Annotated in this window: 16 protein-coding genes and 1 riboswitch; of the genes, 11 read left to right on the forward strand and 5 right to left on the reverse strand. The window is 69.1% G+C overall.

Going from position 1 to position 16,225, the window contains the following annotated elements; translation table 11 throughout:
• Positions 1–62: 62 nt before the first annotated feature.
• The 7 genes from FFK22_RS32665 (at position 63) to FFK22_RS32695 (ending at position 5,511) form a co-directional block, all read left to right on the forward strand.
• The gene (locus tag FFK22_RS32665; RefSeq protein ID WP_138888853.1) at positions 63–1,013 is read left to right on the forward strand and encodes an ABC transporter permease; all 951 of its coding nucleotides are present in this window, start codon (positions 63–65) and stop codon (positions 1,011–1,013) included.
• Complete coding sequence (locus tag FFK22_RS32670) at positions 1,010–1,879, forward strand: ABC transporter permease (RefSeq protein WP_138888854.1); 870 nt, start codon at positions 1,010–1,012, stop codon at positions 1,877–1,879. The genes FFK22_RS32665 and FFK22_RS32670 overlap by 4 nt, the downstream gene beginning before the upstream one ends.
• Before the next feature lie 17 nt (positions 1,880–1,896).
• Complete coding sequence (locus FFK22_RS32675; RefSeq protein WP_306770209.1) at positions 1,897–2,358, forward strand: GNAT family N-acetyltransferase; 462 nt, start codon at positions 1,897–1,899, stop codon at positions 2,356–2,358.
• Positions 2,359–2,435: 77 nt separating this feature from the next.
• On the forward strand, positions 2,436–2,846 hold the full coding sequence (locus tag FFK22_RS32680; protein WP_138888856.1) for an SET domain-containing protein-lysine N-methyltransferase: 411 nt from the start codon (positions 2,436–2,438) through the stop codon (positions 2,844–2,846).
• A 150-nt stretch (positions 2,847–2,996) separates the two neighbouring features.
• The gene (locus FFK22_RS32685; protein ID WP_138888857.1) at positions 2,997–3,587 is read left to right on the forward strand and encodes a hypothetical protein; all 591 of its coding nucleotides are present in this window, start codon (positions 2,997–2,999) and stop codon (positions 3,585–3,587) included.
• Positions 3,588–3,672: 85 nt separating this feature from the next.
• A riboswitch (SAM riboswitch) is annotated at positions 3,673–3,749 on the forward strand.
• A 42-nt stretch (positions 3,750–3,791) separates the two neighbouring features.
• Entirely contained in the window at positions 3,792–5,000 is a 1,209-nt protein-coding gene (metZ, locus tag FFK22_RS32690) for an O-succinylhomoserine sulfhydrylase (RefSeq protein WP_138888858.1), read from the forward strand.
• Positions 5,001–5,106: 106 nt separating this feature from the next.
• Positions 5,107–5,511 carry an SH3 domain-containing protein gene (locus FFK22_RS32695; protein ID WP_186002776.1) on the forward strand — a complete coding sequence of 135 codons (405 nt, stop codon included), beginning with the start codon at positions 5,107–5,109 and terminating at the stop codon, positions 5,509–5,511.
• A 42-nt stretch (positions 5,512–5,553) separates the two neighbouring features.
• Here the strand turns inward: FFK22_RS32695 and FFK22_RS32700 are convergent, their stop codons facing one another.
• Positions 5,554–8,736, reverse strand: coding sequence for an efflux RND transporter permease subunit (locus tag FFK22_RS32700; protein WP_138888860.1), 3,183 nt, complete (start codon positions 8,734–8,736; stop codon positions 5,554–5,556).
• A gap of 4 nt (positions 8,737–8,740) precedes the next feature.
• A complete protein-coding gene (locus FFK22_RS32705; RefSeq protein WP_138888861.1) occupies positions 8,741–9,967 on the reverse strand; it encodes an efflux RND transporter periplasmic adaptor subunit in 1,227 nt (408 codons plus the stop codon).
• Between the two features lie 182 nt (positions 9,968–10,149).
• Here FFK22_RS32705 and FFK22_RS32710 point away from each other — a divergent pair, with 182 nt between their 5' ends.
• The gene (locus FFK22_RS32710) at positions 10,150–10,767 is read left to right on the forward strand and encodes a hypothetical protein (protein WP_138888862.1); all 618 of its coding nucleotides are present in this window, start codon (positions 10,150–10,152) and stop codon (positions 10,765–10,767) included.
• Between the two features lie 7 nt (positions 10,768–10,774).
• Here FFK22_RS32710 and FFK22_RS32715 read toward each other — a convergent pair whose 3' ends face one another.
• Together FFK22_RS32715 and FFK22_RS32720 are read right to left on the reverse strand one after the other, a co-directional pair.
• Positions 10,775–11,182 (reverse strand): DsrE/DsrF/DrsH-like family protein, encoded by a 408-nt coding sequence (locus FFK22_RS32715; protein WP_138888863.1) that lies wholly within the window; start codon positions 11,180–11,182, stop codon positions 10,775–10,777.
• Positions 11,175–11,981, reverse strand: coding sequence for a molybdopterin-synthase adenylyltransferase MoeB (locus tag FFK22_RS32720; protein ID WP_221939021.1), 807 nt, complete (start codon positions 11,979–11,981; stop codon positions 11,175–11,177). The genes FFK22_RS32715 and FFK22_RS32720 overlap by 8 nt, the downstream gene beginning before the upstream one ends.
• A 191-nt stretch (positions 11,982–12,172) precedes the next feature.
• On the opposite strand from FFK22_RS32720, the gene FFK22_RS32725 reads away from it, so the two are divergent.
• The 3 genes from FFK22_RS32725 to FFK22_RS32735 all read left to right on the forward strand — a co-directional run bounded on the left by FFK22_RS32725 (position 12,173) and on the right by FFK22_RS32735 (position 15,949).
• Positions 12,173–13,564, forward strand: coding sequence for a cytochrome ubiquinol oxidase subunit I (locus tag FFK22_RS32725; protein WP_138888864.1), 1,392 nt, complete (start codon positions 12,173–12,175; stop codon positions 13,562–13,564).
• Positions 13,565–13,568: 4 nt separating this feature from the next.
• Positions 13,569–14,597 (forward strand): cytochrome d ubiquinol oxidase subunit II, encoded by a 1,029-nt coding sequence (gene cydB, locus FFK22_RS32730; RefSeq protein ID WP_138888865.1) that lies wholly within the window; start codon positions 13,569–13,571, stop codon positions 14,595–14,597.
• Between the two features lie 62 nt (positions 14,598–14,659).
• A complete protein-coding gene (locus tag FFK22_RS32735) occupies positions 14,660–15,949 on the forward strand; it encodes a cystathionine gamma-synthase family protein (protein ID WP_138888866.1) in 1,290 nt (429 codons plus the stop codon).
• Between the two features lie 64 nt (positions 15,950–16,013).
• Here FFK22_RS32735 and FFK22_RS43360 read toward each other — a convergent pair.
• Positions 16,014–16,225 (reverse strand): hypothetical protein (locus FFK22_RS43360; protein WP_221939022.1); only part of this gene is annotated, 212 nt, incomplete at its 5' end.

Consider the following 16,225-nt stretch of genomic DNA (forward strand, 5'->3'; position numbering starts at 1 on the left):
CCTATCCCCCTCCCGCGAGGGGAGGGGGGACTTTTTGAGCCTCGGGCACGAAGGGAGGCCGGATGCCCCGCTTCCTGACCGGGCGGCTGCTCGACCTGCTGGTGGTGCTGTTCGGGGTCTCGGTCGTCGCCTTCCTGATGATCCGGCTGATCCCGGGCGACGCGGTGCAGATCATGCTCGGCGCCAACAGCGAGGTGACGCCGGACCGGATCGCGGCGCTGCGCCAGCGCCTCGGCCTCGACCAGCCGCTGGTCACCCAGTACCTGGCCTGGCTCGGCGGCCTCCTGACCGGCGATCTCGGCACCAGCCTGTGGACCGGCCGGCCGGTGCTGGAGGAGATCGGGGCCCGGATCGGCGTCACCATCGAGGTCACGCTGCTGGCGCTCGCCGTCTCGGTGGCGCTGGCGGTACCGGCCGGCTGCCTGATGGCCTATTTCCGCAACTCGGCCCGCGACTATCTCGTGCGCGTGGTCACCATCGCCGGCGTCACCGTGCCGTCCTTCTGGCTCGGGGGCCTGCTGATCTACCTGTTCCACGGCGTGTTCCCGGCCTTCCCGGCGATCGGCTTCGTGGCCCTGGCCGACGATCCGGTCGGCAATCTGCAGCGTATGCTGCTGCCGACCATCGCCCTGGCCGTGCCGGTGCTGGCCTCGCTGTCGCGCATCGTCCGTTCCGCCATGCTCGACGCGCTGGGGCAGGATTATATCCGCACCGCCCGGGCCAAGGGCGTCAGCGAGCGGTCGGTGGTGTTCCACCACGCCTTCCGCAACGCCATGATCCCCTTCGTCACCGCGCTCGGCATCTCCGCCGGCTACCTGTTCGGCGGCGCCATCGTGGTCGAGCAGGTCTTCGCCCTGCCGGGCCTCGGCCGGCTGATGCTGGGCGCGATCGCGGAGCGCAACTACCCGCTGATCCAGGCGGCGATCCTGCTGGTCACCGCCGGCTTCGTGGTCGTGAACTTCGTCACCGACATGCTCTATGCCGCCCTCGACCCGCGGATCGGCCTCAGATGACGGCACCACTGCCCGAGACCCTGGCGCCGCCCTCGCGCCGCCGCATCGCCGCGCCACGCCACCCGCTGGTCTGGATCGGCGGGGCGCTGGTGCTGCTGCAGGTCGGGGCGGCCCTGCTGGCGCCCTGGATCGCGCCGGACGACCCGCTGGCGCAGCATGTGATCCGGCGGATGAAGCCGCCCAGCGCCGCCGCCTGGCTCGGCACCGACCAGTTCGGCCGGGACGTGCTGTCGCGGATCCTCTATGGCTATCGCGCCTCGCTCGCCGCCTCGGCCAGCGCCGTGCTGCTGGCGCTGCTGGTCGGCGGCACCCTGGGCGTGGCCGCAGCCTTGCGCGGCGGCTGGCTCGACCGCGCCGGCATGCGGCTGATGGACATCCTGTTCGCCTTCCCGATCATCCTGCTGGCGATCGGCATCGTCGCCATGCTGGGGCCGGGGGCGACCACCACGGCGCTGGCCATCGGCATCGTCTACATCCCGGTCTTCGCCCGGCTGCTGCGCGGCCCGGCGCTCGTGGTGGCCGGCAGCCAGTACGTGCTCGGCGCCCGCGCCATCGGGGCGGGGGAGGGGCGGGTGCTGCGGCGACACGTGCTGCCCAACCTCGCCAGCGTCATCCTGGTCCAGGCCAGCCTGTCGCTGTCCACCGCGATCCTGGTCGAGGCCTCGCTGTCCTTCCTCGGCCTCGGCACCCAGCCGCCGACGCCGTCATTGGGCCGCATGCTGGCCGAGGCGCGGGGCTACCTGCTGCTGTCGCCCTGGGATTCGATCTTCTCCGGCCTTGCCATCCTGTTGGCGTCTTTCGGCTTCAACCTGCTCGGCGACGGGTTGCGCGACGCGCTCGATCCCAGGCTGCGGGGCGCCGGATGATGGGTGAGGTGAGGACGATGGATGCGGTGACGGTGCGCCCGCCGGTGGCGGCGGACCTGCCGGCCGTGGCGGAGGTGGCGTGGCGCAGCACCCGCGCCGCCTTCGAGCACATCCTCCCGGCCGCGATCCTGGACCGCAAACGGCCGGAGGATTTCGCCCGCCGCTTCACCGCCCGGCTGCCGGACCTGCGCATCGCGGTCGACGCCAAGGGCACGCCGCTCGGCTTCTCGCTGATGACCGGGTCGCATCTCGACATGCTGTTCGTCGACCCGGCGGCGCAGGGCCGGTCGGCCGGCACCGTGCTCCTGGCCGACGCCGTCAGGCGCGGCTGCCGCACGCTGGAGAGCTTCGCCCACAACCGGCTGGCCCGCGGCTTCTACGAGGCCAGGGGCTTCCGCCTCTGCCGTTCCTATCGCCGGCTGTACGAGGGCATCGAGATGCCCTTCGTGCTCTACGCCCTGGCCGGGGATCGCGGCTGACCTCACATGCTGATGGAATTTTGATCGCCGGGGCGGGCAGCCTCGTCGCCGTGTCCGATCCATCGATAGATTGCCGAATGAAGCCGGAAGACGAGGGGTATACCGTCCGCAGCGTCGCGGCGGCGGGAAGGGGCGTGTTCGCCACCAGGCGGTTCGCGCGGGGTGACGTGATCTGTCGCAACCCGGTGCTGCTGCTGGATCGGGAGGACTGGCGGCGCTGCGAAGCCACGATCCTCGACGACTATGTCTACAAATGGCCGGAGGAGGGCCGCCCGCGGGCCGTCAGCCTCGGCATCGGCAGCCTGTTCAACGCCAGCGACGTGCCGAATGTCGATGTCGAGATCGACGTTGCCGCCAAGACCCTGACCTTCCGGACGATCCGGCCGGTCGAGCCGGGGCAGGAGCTGCTGCTGGACTACGGTTGGGGGGCCGGCGCGGCGGACCGGATTCTTGGGGGCAAGAGCCGGACGCTGCACGCCGTCGCCTGATCGGGGGATCAAGGCGGGCGGCGCAAGGCGCGCCCCAGCCCTGCTGCCCCGGGGGCTGGGGCGCCGTTGCCGCAGGCACGGCGCCGCCTTCGTTCTCTCATTGCGATGAACGAGTGTATTCTCTCTCGCAGTCTTTCTGCGGGGGCTTCTATGGCGGATATCGACGCGCTTCGGACGGATCTCACGCGCCACCCTTCCGAGCGTGACGAGACCCAGCTGGTGCCGATCGTGTTGCCGCCGGCGCTTCTCCAACTCAACTGGCCGGGACCGATCGTTCAGATCGGCCGGTTGCCGTTCGTCGCGGCTTGGGCAGTGCTGGGCGAAGACAACATGATGACCTATGTCAACGGCGAGTTGGCCGCATACTGGGAGAACGCCGGGATCGATTGGCGGGCCAAGGCTCTCGATAACCTGATGCGCATGACCGGATCACGCCCGGCTTCGCACCAGAAGGTCGATGAAGGCGGCAGGCCACTCATGCAGATAATGCTCCATGAGGACGGCGTCGGTCCGTCTCGGCTGCTGCTCCCGCATCTGTTTGATGACACCCTCGGGCCGGATTATCAGGTCGCGATCCCTGAGCGGACCTGCGCGATCGCCTATCGTGCCGATCTGACGCCGGAGCAGAAGGCCGATGTCGATGGTGCCGTCGAGGGTTGCTTCACGCGCGGAACGGAGCCCATGAGCGCCGACCGGTTCGATGCCAGCCTGTTCTGGGTTCCCTTGCAGGCAGGAGGCTAGGGCTACTTGCCGCACAACCGCACTGTGTGAAACGCATTGCCCGATCGCGGTTTTGCCGATAAGTCTTGCATTCGCCGCGGTTGGACGCGGCCCCCGTGGTGATTTGAGCCGACCGGCTTGCGGCCACGTTAAACTCCGCTAAAAGGTCGGTTGCGCGCAGGTCCCGCACGCACCGCCTCCCGGTCGGATCGAGGAGTCGGTGAGATGGATCGTTACGAAGCCCCCAGCGAAGACGAATTCGGCCCCGAGACCGCGCTGATCCGCGGCGGCACCCGACGAACGCCCTATGGCGAGACCTCCGAGGCGATCTTCCTGACCTCGGGCTTCGTCTATGACAGCGCGGCGGCGGCCGAGGCGCGCTTCACCGGCGACGATCCCGGCTTCGTCTATTCCCGCTACGGCAACCCGACGCTGGAGGTGCTGGAGACGCGCCTGGCCCTGCTGGAAGGGGCCGAGGGCTGTCACGTCACCGCCAGCGGCATGTCGGGGGTGTTCACCGCCCTGTTCTGCCATCTGCGCGGCGGCGACCATGTCGTGGCCAGCCGGGCGCTGTTCGGCTCCTGCTTCGTCATCCTCGGCACCATCCTGCCGCGCTACGGCATCACCACCACCTTCGTCGACGGCGCCGACCTCGCGGCCTGGGAGGCGGCGATGCGGCCGAACACCCGGGCGGTGTTCCTGGAGACGCCGGCCAACCCGACCTTGGATCTGGTCGACGTCGCCGCGGTGTCGAAGATCGCCCATGCCGCCGGCGCCAAGGTGTTCATCGACAACGTCTTCGCCACGCCCTTGGGGCAGAAGCCGCTCGAGCTCGGCGCCGATGTGGTGATCTATTCCGCCACCAAGCACATCGACGGCCAGGGCCGGGTGCTGGGCGGCGCGGTCCTCGCCGACAAGAAGTTCCTGACCGACGACTTCCTGCCCTATTACCGGCACACCGGCCCGGCGCTGTCGCCGTTCAACGCCTGGGTGCTGGTGAAGGGGCTGGAGACGCTGGGCCTCAGGGTCGAGCGCCAGGTCGCCAGCGCCCATCGCCTGGCCCAGCTGGTCGAGGCGCATCCGGCCGCCCGGTCGGTGCGCTACCCCTGGCTGGAAAGCCATCCGCACCATGCCTTGGCCAAGCGCCAGATGAAGAACGGCGGCACGCTGGTCTCGCTCGACCTCGGCAGCAAGGCGGCGGCCTTCGCCTTCCTCGACGCGCTGCAGCTGGTCGACATCTCGAACAATCTCGGCGACACCAAGTCGCTGGCCACCCACCCGACCACCACAACCCACCGGGCGATGGAGGCGGCCGACCGCGCCGCCATGGGCATCACCGACGGGCTGGTGCGCCTGTCGATCGGGCTGGAAGGGATCGAGGACCTGGAGCGCGACCTGTCCCGCGCTCTCGACGCGGCGAAGCGGGTGGGCTGACAGTACGGGGGTGAGGCACGGCGCCGCGCCCCGCTGATCCGGCGACCGGAATCCGGCTCTGCCGCGTTGAGGCGGACGAAGGGGGATGCTCATCCCTGGAGTTCGCATGATGAGATGGAAGCTCGCCCTCGCCGCGCTGGCCGGGCTGGCGATGACGGCCCTGGCGGCGACGGCGGCCGATGCCGCGCCGGGCTACACCACCGCCCCGGCCCGGCTGCGCGCCGGGCCGGGGGCCGACTATCCGACGGTCGCCCGGCTGCGGCCGGGCGTGCCGGTGCAGATCTTCGGCTGCCTCGACGGCTGGGCCTGGTGCGACATCGGCGTCGGCCATGACCGCGGCTGGACGGACGGCCATTTCCTGGCGGCGGATGTCCAGCACCGCCGCCGGGTCATCGTCGAGGCCGCGCCGGTGATCGGCGTGCCGGTCATCACCTTCGATGCCGGCCCCTATTGGGACAACTACTACCGCGGCCGCCCCTGGTACCACGACCGCGGCCGCTGGGTGCATTAGCAGCCAATGAGAAAGGGCGGCTCCCACCGGAGCCGCCCTTCGTCATTCCGCCGGCGTGGCCGGCACCTCGGCCCGAGGCTTGGGTGCGATCGAGCCGCCCAGCAGCTTCTCATGCACCCATTCGCGGACATGCTGCAGCGTGACGTACAGCATCGGGATCAGGAAGATGCCGATCGCCGAGGCCGCGATCATGCCGCCGAACACCGAGGTGCCGACGCCGCGCCGGCTGGCCGCGGCCGCGCCCGCCGCCGTCACCAGCGGCACCAGGCCGAGGATGAAGGCGAAGCTGGTCATCATCACCGGGCGGAAGCGCAGCCGGGCGCCCTCGATCGCGGCCTCGGCGATCGACGATCCCTCCTCGCGCTTGGCCTTGGCGAACTCGACGATCAGGATGCCGTTCTTGCTGGCCAGCGCGATCAGCACGACGATGCCGATCTGGGCGTAGACGTCGTTGGACAGGCCGGCGATCCACAGCGCCGCCAGGCCGCCGACGATGCCGACGATGACCGACAGCAGCACGCCGATCGGGATCGACCAGCTCTCATACAGCGCCACCAGGAACAGATAGGCGAACAGCACGGCGAGGCCGAGGATGAAGCCGGTCTGGCCGGCGGCCTCCAGCTCCTGCAGCGCGGTGCCGGTCCATTCGAAGCCGTAGCCGGGCGGCAGGGTGGCATTCGAGACCTGGGTCATCGCCGCCAGCGACTGGCCCGAGCTGATGCCGGGTGCCGAACTGCCGAGGATGCTGACCGCGCGGTAGTTGTTGTAGCGGGTGATGAACAGCGGCCCCAGCTGCTGCTGCGCGTCGACCAGCGACCGCATCGGCACCATCTGCCCGCTCGAGGAGCGGACATAGATCCGGTAGATGTCGTCGACCGTGCGCCGGTCATTGGCCTCGCCCTGGGCGATCACCTGCCAGGTGCGGCCGAACAGGTTGAAGTCGTTGATGTAGAAGCCGCCCAGCGTCGCCTGCAGCGCATTGAAGATGGCGCTGACGCCGACGCCGAGATTCTGCGCCTTCTCGCGGTCCAGGTTCAGATAGATCTGGGGCGTGTTGGCGTTGTAGGAGGTGAACACCTGGGTCAGGTCCGGCGACTGGTTGGCGGCCACCACCAGCCCCTGGGCCACCGCCGCCAGTTCGTTCGGGCCTTTGCCCTCAAGATCCTCGAGCTGGTACTGGAAGCCGCCGGCGGTCCCCAGGCCGATGATCGGCGGCAGGTTCAGCGGGATGACCAGGGCGTCGCGCACTCCGGCGGAGCGCACCGCGACCTGGCGCAGCACGTTGAACACCGTGATCCCGTCCTTGACCCGCTCGTCGAACGGCTTCAGCGCCACCACCAGGAAGCCGACATTCGGCTCCGCCAGCCCGTCGATGAAGCTGCGGCCGATCACGCCGGTGATGTCCGCGATGCCCGGGATGTCCTTGACCAGCCCTTCGACCTGGTTCATCGCCTCGGTGGTGCGGCTGACGGAAGCGGCGGGCGGCAGCCGGACCTCGACGAAGAACAGGCCCTGATCCTCGTCCGGCAGGAAGCCGGTCGGGGTGGCGCTGTTCAGCACCCAGGCCAGGCCGCCGAAGCCGGCGACCAGCAGGATCGACAGCACCGCGAGCCGGACCAGACGGGTGACCACCCAGGCGTAGCCGTCGCGCACCTTGTCGATGCCCCCGGAGACCCGGCCCATGATCCGGCCGTACAGGCCGGGGCGGTGGCCGTGCTGGTGCGGCTTCAGGAACACGCCGCACAGCGCCGGGGTCAGGGTCAACGCGTTCAGGGCCGAGATCAGCATCGCCACCGACACGGTGACGGCGAATTGCGAGTACAGCTGGCCGGTGATGCCGGGGATGAAGCCGACCGGCACGAACACCGACAGCAGCACCAGGGTGATGGCGATGATCGGCGCGGTGATCTCGCGCATCGCCAGCTTGGTCGCCTCCTTGGCCGGCAGCCCGGTCTCGGCCATCACCCGCTCGACATTCTCGACCACGACGATGGCGTCGTCGACGACGATGCCGATCGCCAGGATCATGGCGAAGAGCGAGATGGTGTTGGCCGAGAAGCCGACGGCCAGCAGCACCGCGAAGGTGCCGACCAGCGACACCGGCACGGCGATGATCGGGATCAGCGTGGCGCGCAGGTTGCCGAGGAAGACGAACACCACGATCGCGACCAGGGCGAAGGCCTCCAGCAGCGTGTGCTCGACTTCGCCGATCGTCTCGCTGACGAAGATGGTGGTGTCGTAGGTGATCTTGTAATCCACACCGGCGGGGAAGCGCTGCTTCAGCCGCTCCATCTCCGACCGCACGCCTTCGGCAGCGGCGACGGCGTTGGAGCCGGGCGACTGATAGATGCCGATCACCGCGGCCGGGGTGCCGTTGAGCCGGGCATTGGTGTCGTAGGACTGGCTGTTCAGCTCCAGCCGGGCCACGTCGCGCAGCCGCACCACCGACCCGTCCGGGTTGGCGCGCAGGATGATGTCCTCGAACTGCTTGACGTCGGTCAGCCGGCCCAGCGTCTGCAGCGTCACCTGGATCTGCTGGTCGTCCGGCATCGGCTGGGCGCCTAGGCGGCCGACGGCGGCCTGGACGTTCTGGCTCTGCACCGCCGTGACGATGTCGTTCGGGCTGAGGCCGAAGCTGTTCAGCGTATCGGTGTTGTACCAGATCCGCATCGCGTAGTTCTGGGTCGCGAACAGCGAGGCCTGGCCGACGCCGGGCACGCGGGCCAGCGAATCGATCAGGTTGATGATCGCGTAGTTGTTCAGGTAGAGGGCGTCCTGCGACCCGTCCGGCGAGTACACCGTGACCAGCTGCAGGATCGCCGAGGACTGCTTCTTGACCGTCAGGCCCTGGGCCGTCACCTCGCTCGGCAGCTTCGGCTCGGCCAGCGCCACGCGGTTCTGGACGTTGACGGTGTTGATGTCCGGGTCGGTGCCGACGGCGAAGCTGACCATCAGCGAGTAGGAGCCGTCGCTGCCGCTGGTCGACGACATGTACAGCATGTTGTCGACGCCGTTGACCTGGGCCTCGATCGGCTGCGCCACGGTCGCTTCGACCACGGCGGCGCTGGCGCCGGGGTAGGTGCCGGTGACCGAGACCTGTGGCGGCACGATGTCGGGGAACTGGGCGATCGGGATGGCGCGCATCGCGATCAGCCCGGCCAGCGTGATGACGATGGCGATGACGATCGCGAAGCGGGGGCGATCGACGAAGATCGAGGACAGCATCGGGTCAGTTCCCCGCCGGCTTGGCCGGCGCCGCCTGGCCCGATCCGCTGTTGCCGGCCGGAGCCGCGCCGCCGCCCGCGGGCCCGCTCGGCTCGCTGGTCGGGGCCGGGTTCACCTCCTGCCCCGGGCGCACCTTCTGGACGCCGTCGACGATGACGACGTCGCCGTCGTTCAGCCCCTGCTGCACCACCACGTCGGCACCCTGGTTGGCGCCGGTGGTGACATGCTTGGCGGCCACCTTGTTGCCTTCGCCGACCACCAGCACGTAGTTGCCGCTCTGGTCGGTCAGGATCGCGCGCTGCGGGATCACCAGCGCGTCGACCGGGTCCTTCCGCTCCGCCGTCACCCGGGCGTATTGGCCGTCGGTCAGGGTGCGCTGCGGGTTCGCGAACTCCGCCCGCACCATCAGCGTGTCGGTGTTCTGGTCGACCTTGACGTCGGTGAAGTCGATCTTGCCGACCTGCGGATACTGCGAACCGTTGGCCAGGGTCAGCTTCACCGCCACATCCTGCGGCGCGACCTTGCCGGTTCCGGTCGCCTGCTGCACGTCGAGGATGAAGCGGTCGCTGACCGGGAAGAGGACGTAGATCGGGTCCTGGCTGACGATGGTGGCCAGGGCGCCGCTGCTGGGGCCGACCAGCGCGCCGACGCTGAAGTTGGAGATGCCGACGCGGCCGTCGAACGGCGCCTGGATTGAGGTGTAGCCGAGATTGATCTGCGCCTCTTCCAGCGCGGCCTGGGTCTGCTGCACCGTCGCAATGGTCGTCTTCTCCGCCGCCTCGCGGTCGTCCAGCACGGCTTGCGAGACATTCTGGTTCTTGATCAGGTCGCGGGCGCGGTCGGCCTGCACCTTGGCGTTGGCGGCATTGGCCTGGGCGCTGGTCAGATTGGCCTGGGCCTGGTCGACCGCGGCCTGGTAGGTGTCCTTCTCCAGCACGAACAGCAGGTCGCCGGCCTTCACCTCCTGGCCTTCGGTGTAGTTGCGCTGCTGCAGGAAGCCTTCGACCCGGGCCACCAGGTTGACGTTGTTCACCGCCTGGACCCGGCCGACGAAGGTGTAGCCCTCGGTCACCGGCTTCTTGGCGGCGGTGACAACGCCGACGGCCGGCGGCGGCATCTGCGGCGCCTGGGCCTGCTTGTCCGAGGACTCGTTGCAGGCGGCGAGGAAGAGGAGAACGCCGAGCGCTGCAACGGGCGGGCGACGTCGCCAAGCTGTCCAGGATTCCGACATGATTGGCTTGTCCCCCTACGGCTCTACTTAACGGCAACTATGCAATGGTCCGCGCGGCTCTCGCCGAATCAAGCCACGGTATCATTGTTTTGTTAACGGGAAAGCACCTTGCGGATGTTACGCGGGCGGAACAGCGGAGCTGACTGCGGGTTGAACCAGCAATGGAGTCTGGGAGAATTTTCATGAAATTTCAGCCAACTCTCATCGCGCTTGCCGTGACCGCGGCCGCGACGGCAGCTCAGGCCCAGAGCTCGCTGCTGGACGGCCCGCTGCAGGCACCCACCCTTCGGTCTTCGTCGACCCCCACCCCGTCCCAGCCGCTGGTCAAGCCTGGCCTGCCGTCGCGGCCGGAGCTGCCGATGGCGACGGCGCCGGCCGCGGTCCCGGCGGCCCCCGCCGGCCCGGCCGGCCAGGACGCCGGCCGCACCGTCCGGCTCGAGCAGCAGCAGGCGCACCCCAGCGGCGTGACGATGATGCTGACCGGCATCACCTACCGGGTCGACAGCGTCATCGTCTCCGCCAGCATCACCAACCTGTCCGATCGGCCGGTCTCACTCAATCGAGGAAACAGCCTGGTCCTGATCGACGACAGGGGCCGCGCCCATCCTTTCGTGCCGCCGACCGACAATCCGGAGGTGCAGGTCGCCGCGCGCTCGCGGGTGAATGCCAACTTCGTCTTCATCGGGCCGCTCACCGGCGACATCCGGTCGGTGCAGCTCTCGACCAACGGCCCGTCGGGCAGCCGCAGCGACCGGCTGACCTCGACACCGTCCTTCCTGTTCCGCGTGCCGGTCTCTTAAAGCGGGATCAGATGAACAGCATCTGGCCGTCGCGCGGCGATTCGGCCAGCAGGGTGACGACGCCGGCGATCTCGGCCGGCACCGCCAGTTCGGCGGCGGCGAGGCCCAGCGCGCGCAGCCCCATCTCGCAGGCGATGAAGCGGACACCCAGCGCCCGGCAGGCCTCCATCAGCTCGGCGAAGGTCGCCACCCGGCGGGATGCGAAATCCGCCTCCTGCGCCTCGGCGCCGCCGTCCAGCCGGCGCCAGCCCTCGGGCAGCAGCGCCCGCAGCGCCTGGCCGGTGAAGAACAGCGTCGCCCGGCGGTTGGTCGCGGCGGCGGCGCTGGCCAGCACCAGGGCGTAATGCACCCGGTCGAAGCGGCCGTCGAACACCACGATCGACAGCGCGCCGATGCCCGCCGGCCCCTCAGCCATGGTGATGCGACAGGTCGGTCATCGTCGGGTTGTCGCCGCACAGCGGGCAGTCCGGGTCGCGCGGCAGGGCGATCTCGCGCAGCCGGGCCTCCAGCGCATCATACAGCAGCAGCCGGCCGGACAGGCCCTCGCCGATGCCCAGGATCTCCTTGATCGTCTCGATCGCCTGCATCGACCCCAGCACGCCCGGCAGGGCGCCGAACACCCCGGCTTCGGAGCAGCTCGGCACCGTGCCCGGGTCGGGCGGCGCCGGGAACAGGCAGCGATAGCAGGGATGCGGGTCGCCGAGATGCGCCTTGAAGGTCGACAGCTGCGCCTCGAAGCGCAGCATCGCGGCCGACACCAGCGGTCGCTTCGCCAGATAGCAGGCGTCGTTCAGCAGGTAGCGGGTGGCGAAGTTGTCGCTGCCGTCGACCACGATGTCGAAGGCGGCGACCCGCTCCAGTGCCGTGGCCGCGGTCAGCCGGTCGGCGAAGCGCTCGACCCTGACCTCGGGGTTCAGCGCCTGCAGCCGGGCGATGGCGCTGTCGACCTTGAGCTGGCCCAGCGTGGTGGTGTCGTGCACCACCTGGCGCTGCAGGTTGGACAGCTCGACGACGTCGTCGTCATGCAGGCCGATCGTGCCGATCCCGGCGGCGGCGAGGTACAGCAGCAGCGGCGAGCCGAGGCCGCCGGCGCCGATCACCAGCACCCGCGCGGCCAGCAGCTTTTCCTGACCCTTGCCGCCGACCTCGGGCAGCAGGATGTGGCGCGCATAGCGCTTGATCTGGGCGTCGGTGAAGCTCATGGCGCGGAGCATACCCCCCTGCCTGCGGGCTGAACAGCCGACCTAGCATGCCCAGCCGCTTCGTTGCGCTGCGACGCGTCGCCCGGCTGGGGCCTTATGGCACGTCATCCGGCCGTGAAATCAGCGGCTGTTCTGTGGCATATTCTTTCCAAGCCAAGAAATAAGGCAACCGCGGCCAGGCCGGTTGCCGACGGAGAATTGTCATGGATCTCGATCCGGTCCTCCTGTCGCGGTTCCAGTTCGCCTTCGTCATGTCGTTCCACTTCCTGTTTCCGGCCTTCACCATCGGGGTGGCCAGCTGGCTGGCGGTGCTCGAGGCGCTGTGGCTGAAGACCGGGCGGGCCGAATTCCGGACGCTCTACAAATTCTGGATCAAGATCTTCGCCGTCTCCTTCGGCGTCGGCGTGGTCACCGGCATCGTCATGACCTACCAGTTCGGCACCAACTGGAGCGAGCTGTCGCGGATCGGCGGCAGCATCCTCGGGCCGCTGCTGGGCTACGAGGTGGTGATGGCCTTCTTCCTCGAGGCCGGCTTCCTCGGCATCATGCTGTTCGGCTGGGACAAGGTGCCGCGCGCCGTCCACCTCGCCGCCACCTGTGCCGTCGCGGTCGGCACCGCGATCTCCGCCTTCTGGATCCTGTCGGCCAACTCCTTCCTCCACACCCCGGCCGGCTACGAGGTGGTGAACGGCGTGCTGGAGCCGACCGACTGGCTGGCCATCGTGTTCAACCCGTCCTTCCCGATCCGCTTCCTGCACACCGTCACCGCCGCCTACCTGACCACCGCCTTCGTCATCATCGGCGTCTCGGCCTGGTACCTGCTGCGCGGCCGCGCCGTGCTCGAATCGCGCCAGGCCTTCTCGATGGGGCTGTGGCTGATCGCAGTGCTGACGCCGCTGCAGATCATCCTCGGCGACCAGTCCGGGCTGGAGGTCCGGGCGCACCAGCCGGCCAAGCTGGCGGCGATCGAGGCGCATTGGCAGACCAGCGGCGACGTGCCGCTGATCCTGTTCGCCTGGCCGGACCAGGGCGGCGAGAAGAACGACTTCGTGCTCGAGATCCCGCATCTCGGCTCGCTGATCTTGACCCATAGCTGGGGCGGGTCGGTTCAGGGGCTGAAGGATTTCCCGGCCGACCAGCGTCCGCCCGTCGCCATCGTGTTCTGGACCTTCCGGATCATGGTGGGCCTGGGCTTCCTGATGCTCGGCGCCGGGCTGCTGGGCCTGGTGCTGCGGGCGGCCGGCCGGCTGTACGACAGCCGCTGGTTCCAGCGCGTCATGGTGGCGATGATCCCGTCCGGCTTCGTCGCCGTGATCGCCGGCTGGTACACCACCGAGATCGGGCGCCAACCCTGGATGGTGCAGGGCATCCTGCGCACCGCCGACGCCCATTCGCCGGTCGGCGGCGGCAGCGTGCTGCTGTCGGTCGTCCTCTTCGTGCTGATCTACGCCATGCTGCTCGGCTCCGCCGTCTACTACATCGTCAAGCTGATCCGGATCGGGCCGGAGGCGCCGGAGGCGGACCGCGAGGAAACCCGCAAGACCCCGGCGCGGCCGTTCTCGCTGCCGGACGCATCCCTCGAATCCGGGGAGTGACGCCATGACACCGGATGTCTGGACCATCGCCAACGCCCTGCCGCTGATCTGGGCCGCGATCGCCGCCGGCGGCGTGTTCATGTATGTGCTGATGGACGGGTTCGACCTCGGCGTCGGCATCCTCTTCCCCTGGGCGCACAGCGAGGAGGACCGCGACCTGATGATGAACTCGGTGGCGCCGATCTGGGACGGCAACGAGACCTGGCTGGTGCTCGGCGGCGTCATCCTGCTGGCCGCCTTTCCGGCCGCCTTCGCGATTATCCTGCCGGCGCTGTACCTGCCCATCACCTTCATGGTGATGGGGCTGATCTTCCGCGGCGTCGCCTTCGAGTTCCGGTTCAAGGCGCATAGCAGCAAATGGCTGTGGACCGTAGCCTTCGCCGGCGGCAGCCTGTTCGCCACCTTCTTCCAGGGCGTGGTGCTGGGCACCTTCGTCCAGGGCTTCCCGCTGGCCGGCGGGCACTATGCCGGCGGCGCCTTCCATTGGCTCTCGCCGTTCAGCCTGATGACCGGCGTGGCGCTGGTGTTCGGCTACGGCCTGATCGGCGCCGGCTGGCTGGTGATGAAGACCGAGGGCGCGCTGCAGGCCTGGGCCCGCCGCACCATGGGCCGGCTGCTGCTCGCGGTGCTGGTGTTCATGGCCGTGGTCAGCCTGTGGGTGCCGCTGCTCGACCAGGCCATCAGCGAGCGCTGGTTCACCTGGCCGAACATCGCGTATTTCGCGCCGGTGCCGATCCTGGTGGTGCTGTTCGCTTGGCGGCTGTGGCTGTCGCTGCAGCGCGGCTCCGACTACGGGCCGTTCCTGTACACCATGGCGCTGTTCGTGCTCGGCTACACCGGCCTGGCGATCAGCCTGTTCCCCCGGCTGGTGCCGCCCGACCTGACCATCTGGGACGCCGCCGCGCCGGCCTCGTCGCAGCTGTTCCTGCTGGTCGGCGTGCTGTTCCTGATCCCGGTGATCCTGGTCTACACCACCTATTCCTACTGGGTGTTCCGCGGCAAGGTCCGCCCCGGCGAGGGCTACGATCACTGAGCCATGGTTGCCGCGGGGCGATCCGGGGTAGTCTCCGCGCCAACACTTTCAGGAGACTCCCCATGGCCGGATCGGGTTATCGCAAGGACCGCATCGGCAACCACAAGCTGCATCCCGAGACGCTGATGCTCGGTTATGGCTATGACCCGACCCTGTCCGAGGGCGCGGTCAAGCAGCCGGTGTTCCTGACCTCGACCTTCGTCTTCAAATCGGCCGAGGACGGGCGCGACTTCTTCGACTACACCGCCGGCCGGCGCGAGCCGAAGCCGGGCGCCGATGCCGGGCTGGTCTACAGCCGCTTCAACCACCCCAACAGCGAGATCGTCGAGGACCGGCTGGCGATCTATGAGGGGGCCGAGGCGGCGGGCATCTTCTCCAGCGGCATGTCGGCGATCGCGACGACGCTGCTGGCCTTCGCCCGGCCGGGCGACGTGATCCTGCACAGCCAGCCGCTCTATGGCGGCACCGAGACTCTGGTGGCCCGCACCCTGAACCCGTTCCAGATCGGCGCGGTCGGCTTCGCCGACGGCGTCGACGGCGCGGTGATCAGGGCCGCGGCTGACGAGGCCACGGCCAAGGGCCGGGTCTCGGTGATCCTGGTCGAATCGCCGTCGAACCCGCTCAACACCCTGGTCGATCTCGAGCTGGTGCGCGTCGTGGCCGACGAGATCGGGGCGAAGCAGGGCCACACCCCGGTGATCGTCTGCGACAACACCCTCCTGGGCCCGATCTTCCAGAAGCCGATCCGGCACGGCACCGACATCGTGGTCTATTCCCTGACCAAATATGTCGGCGGCCACAGCGACCTGGTGGCCGGCGCGGTCTTGGGCCGGCGCGACCAGATCCGTCAGGTCAAGCTGCTGCGCGGCGCCATCGGCACCCAGCTCGACCCGCATTCGGCCTGGATGATCGCGCGGTCGCTGGAGACGCTGTCGCTGCGCATGACCGCGGCCTGCCGCAACGCCGAGACGGTGACCCGGTTCCTGGCCGAGCATCCGCAGGTCGCCGCGGTCTACTACCCGGCGCTGCTGCCGGAAGGCAGCCCCGAGCGGGCGGTGTTCGACCGGCAATGCACCGGCGCCGGCACCACCTTCTCCTTCGACATCAAGGGCGGCGAGGCCGAGGCCTTCCGCTTCCTCAACGCGCTGCGCATCTTCAAGCTGGCGGTCAGCCTGGGCGGCACCGAATCCCTGGTCTGCCACCCGGCGACCACGGTGCATTCCGGCGTGCCGAAGGAGACGCGGGAGCGGATCGGCATCTCCGACGCCACCATCCGCGTCTCGATCGGCATCGAGCATGTCGAGGACCTGGTCGCCGACCTGACCCAGGCTTTGGCCGCCAGCGCGGGGTGACCGGAGGATCGGGTTCGCCCAGGGGCGAACCCGATCCGCCCGTGCTGCTGCGGCCTTCCGGCCGCTACAGCACGAAGTCGGCGGCGACGAGGGCCAGGTTGCCGGTGAGCTGGATGTGGAAGTCGGAGACGCCGTCGCCATTGACGTCGCCGGCGATGGTGGTGACCCCGGGGCTGGTGTTGGCGGCGCGCAGCTGGCCGGCGACGCCGGTGAACAGGCCCGCGCCGATGAAGGTGAAGGCCTGGTCGCCGGCGACCCCGGTGTTGGCGTCGATCG

It is taken from the genome of Mycobacterium sp. KBS0706 (assembly GCF_005938675.2).
In the GTDB taxonomy this organism is placed as follows: Bacteria; Pseudomonadota; Alphaproteobacteria; order DSM-16000; family Inquilinaceae; genus Inquilinus.

Coding starts and splice junctions, on each gene's coding strand:
- FFK22_RS32665 (WP_138888853.1), top strand. CDS start 63: ATGCCCCGCTTCCTGACCGGGCGGCTGCTCGACCTGCTGGTGGTGCTG.
- FFK22_RS32670 (WP_138888854.1), top strand. CDS start 1,010: ATGACGGCACCACTGCCCGAGACCCTGGCGCCGCCCTCGCGCCGCCGC.
- FFK22_RS32675 (WP_306770209.1), top strand. CDS start 1,897: ATGGATGCGGTGACGGTGCGCCCGCCGGTGGCGGCGGACCTGCCGGCC.
- FFK22_RS32680 (WP_138888856.1), top strand. CDS start 2,436: ATGAAGCCGGAAGACGAGGGGTATACCGTCCGCAGCGTCGCGGCGGCG.
- FFK22_RS32685 (WP_138888857.1), top strand. CDS start 2,997: ATGGCGGATATCGACGCGCTTCGGACGGATCTCACGCGCCACCCTTCC.
- metZ (WP_138888858.1), top strand. CDS start 3,792: ATGGATCGTTACGAAGCCCCCAGCGAAGACGAATTCGGCCCCGAGACC.
- FFK22_RS32695 (WP_186002776.1), top strand. CDS start 5,107: ATGATGAGATGGAAGCTCGCCCTCGCCGCGCTGGCCGGGCTGGCGATG.
- FFK22_RS32700 (WP_138888860.1), bottom strand. CDS start 8,736: ATGCTGTCCTCGATCTTCGTCGATCGCCCCCGCTTCGCGATCGTCATC.
- FFK22_RS32705 (WP_138888861.1), bottom strand. CDS start 9,967: ATGTCGGAATCCTGGACAGCTTGGCGACGTCGCCCGCCCGTTGCAGCG.
- FFK22_RS32710 (WP_138888862.1), top strand. CDS start 10,150: ATGAAATTTCAGCCAACTCTCATCGCGCTTGCCGTGACCGCGGCCGCG.
- FFK22_RS32715 (WP_138888863.1), bottom strand. CDS start 11,182: ATGGCTGAGGGGCCGGCGGGCATCGGCGCGCTGTCGATCGTGGTGTTC.
- FFK22_RS32720 (WP_221939021.1), bottom strand. CDS start 11,981: ATGCTCCGCGCCATGAGCTTCACCGACGCCCAGATCAAGCGCTATGCG.
- FFK22_RS32725 (WP_138888864.1), top strand. CDS start 12,173: ATGGATCTCGATCCGGTCCTCCTGTCGCGGTTCCAGTTCGCCTTCGTC.
- cydB (WP_138888865.1), top strand. CDS start 13,569: ATGACACCGGATGTCTGGACCATCGCCAACGCCCTGCCGCTGATCTGG.
- FFK22_RS32735 (WP_138888866.1), top strand. CDS start 14,660: ATGGCCGGATCGGGTTATCGCAAGGACCGCATCGGCAACCACAAGCTG.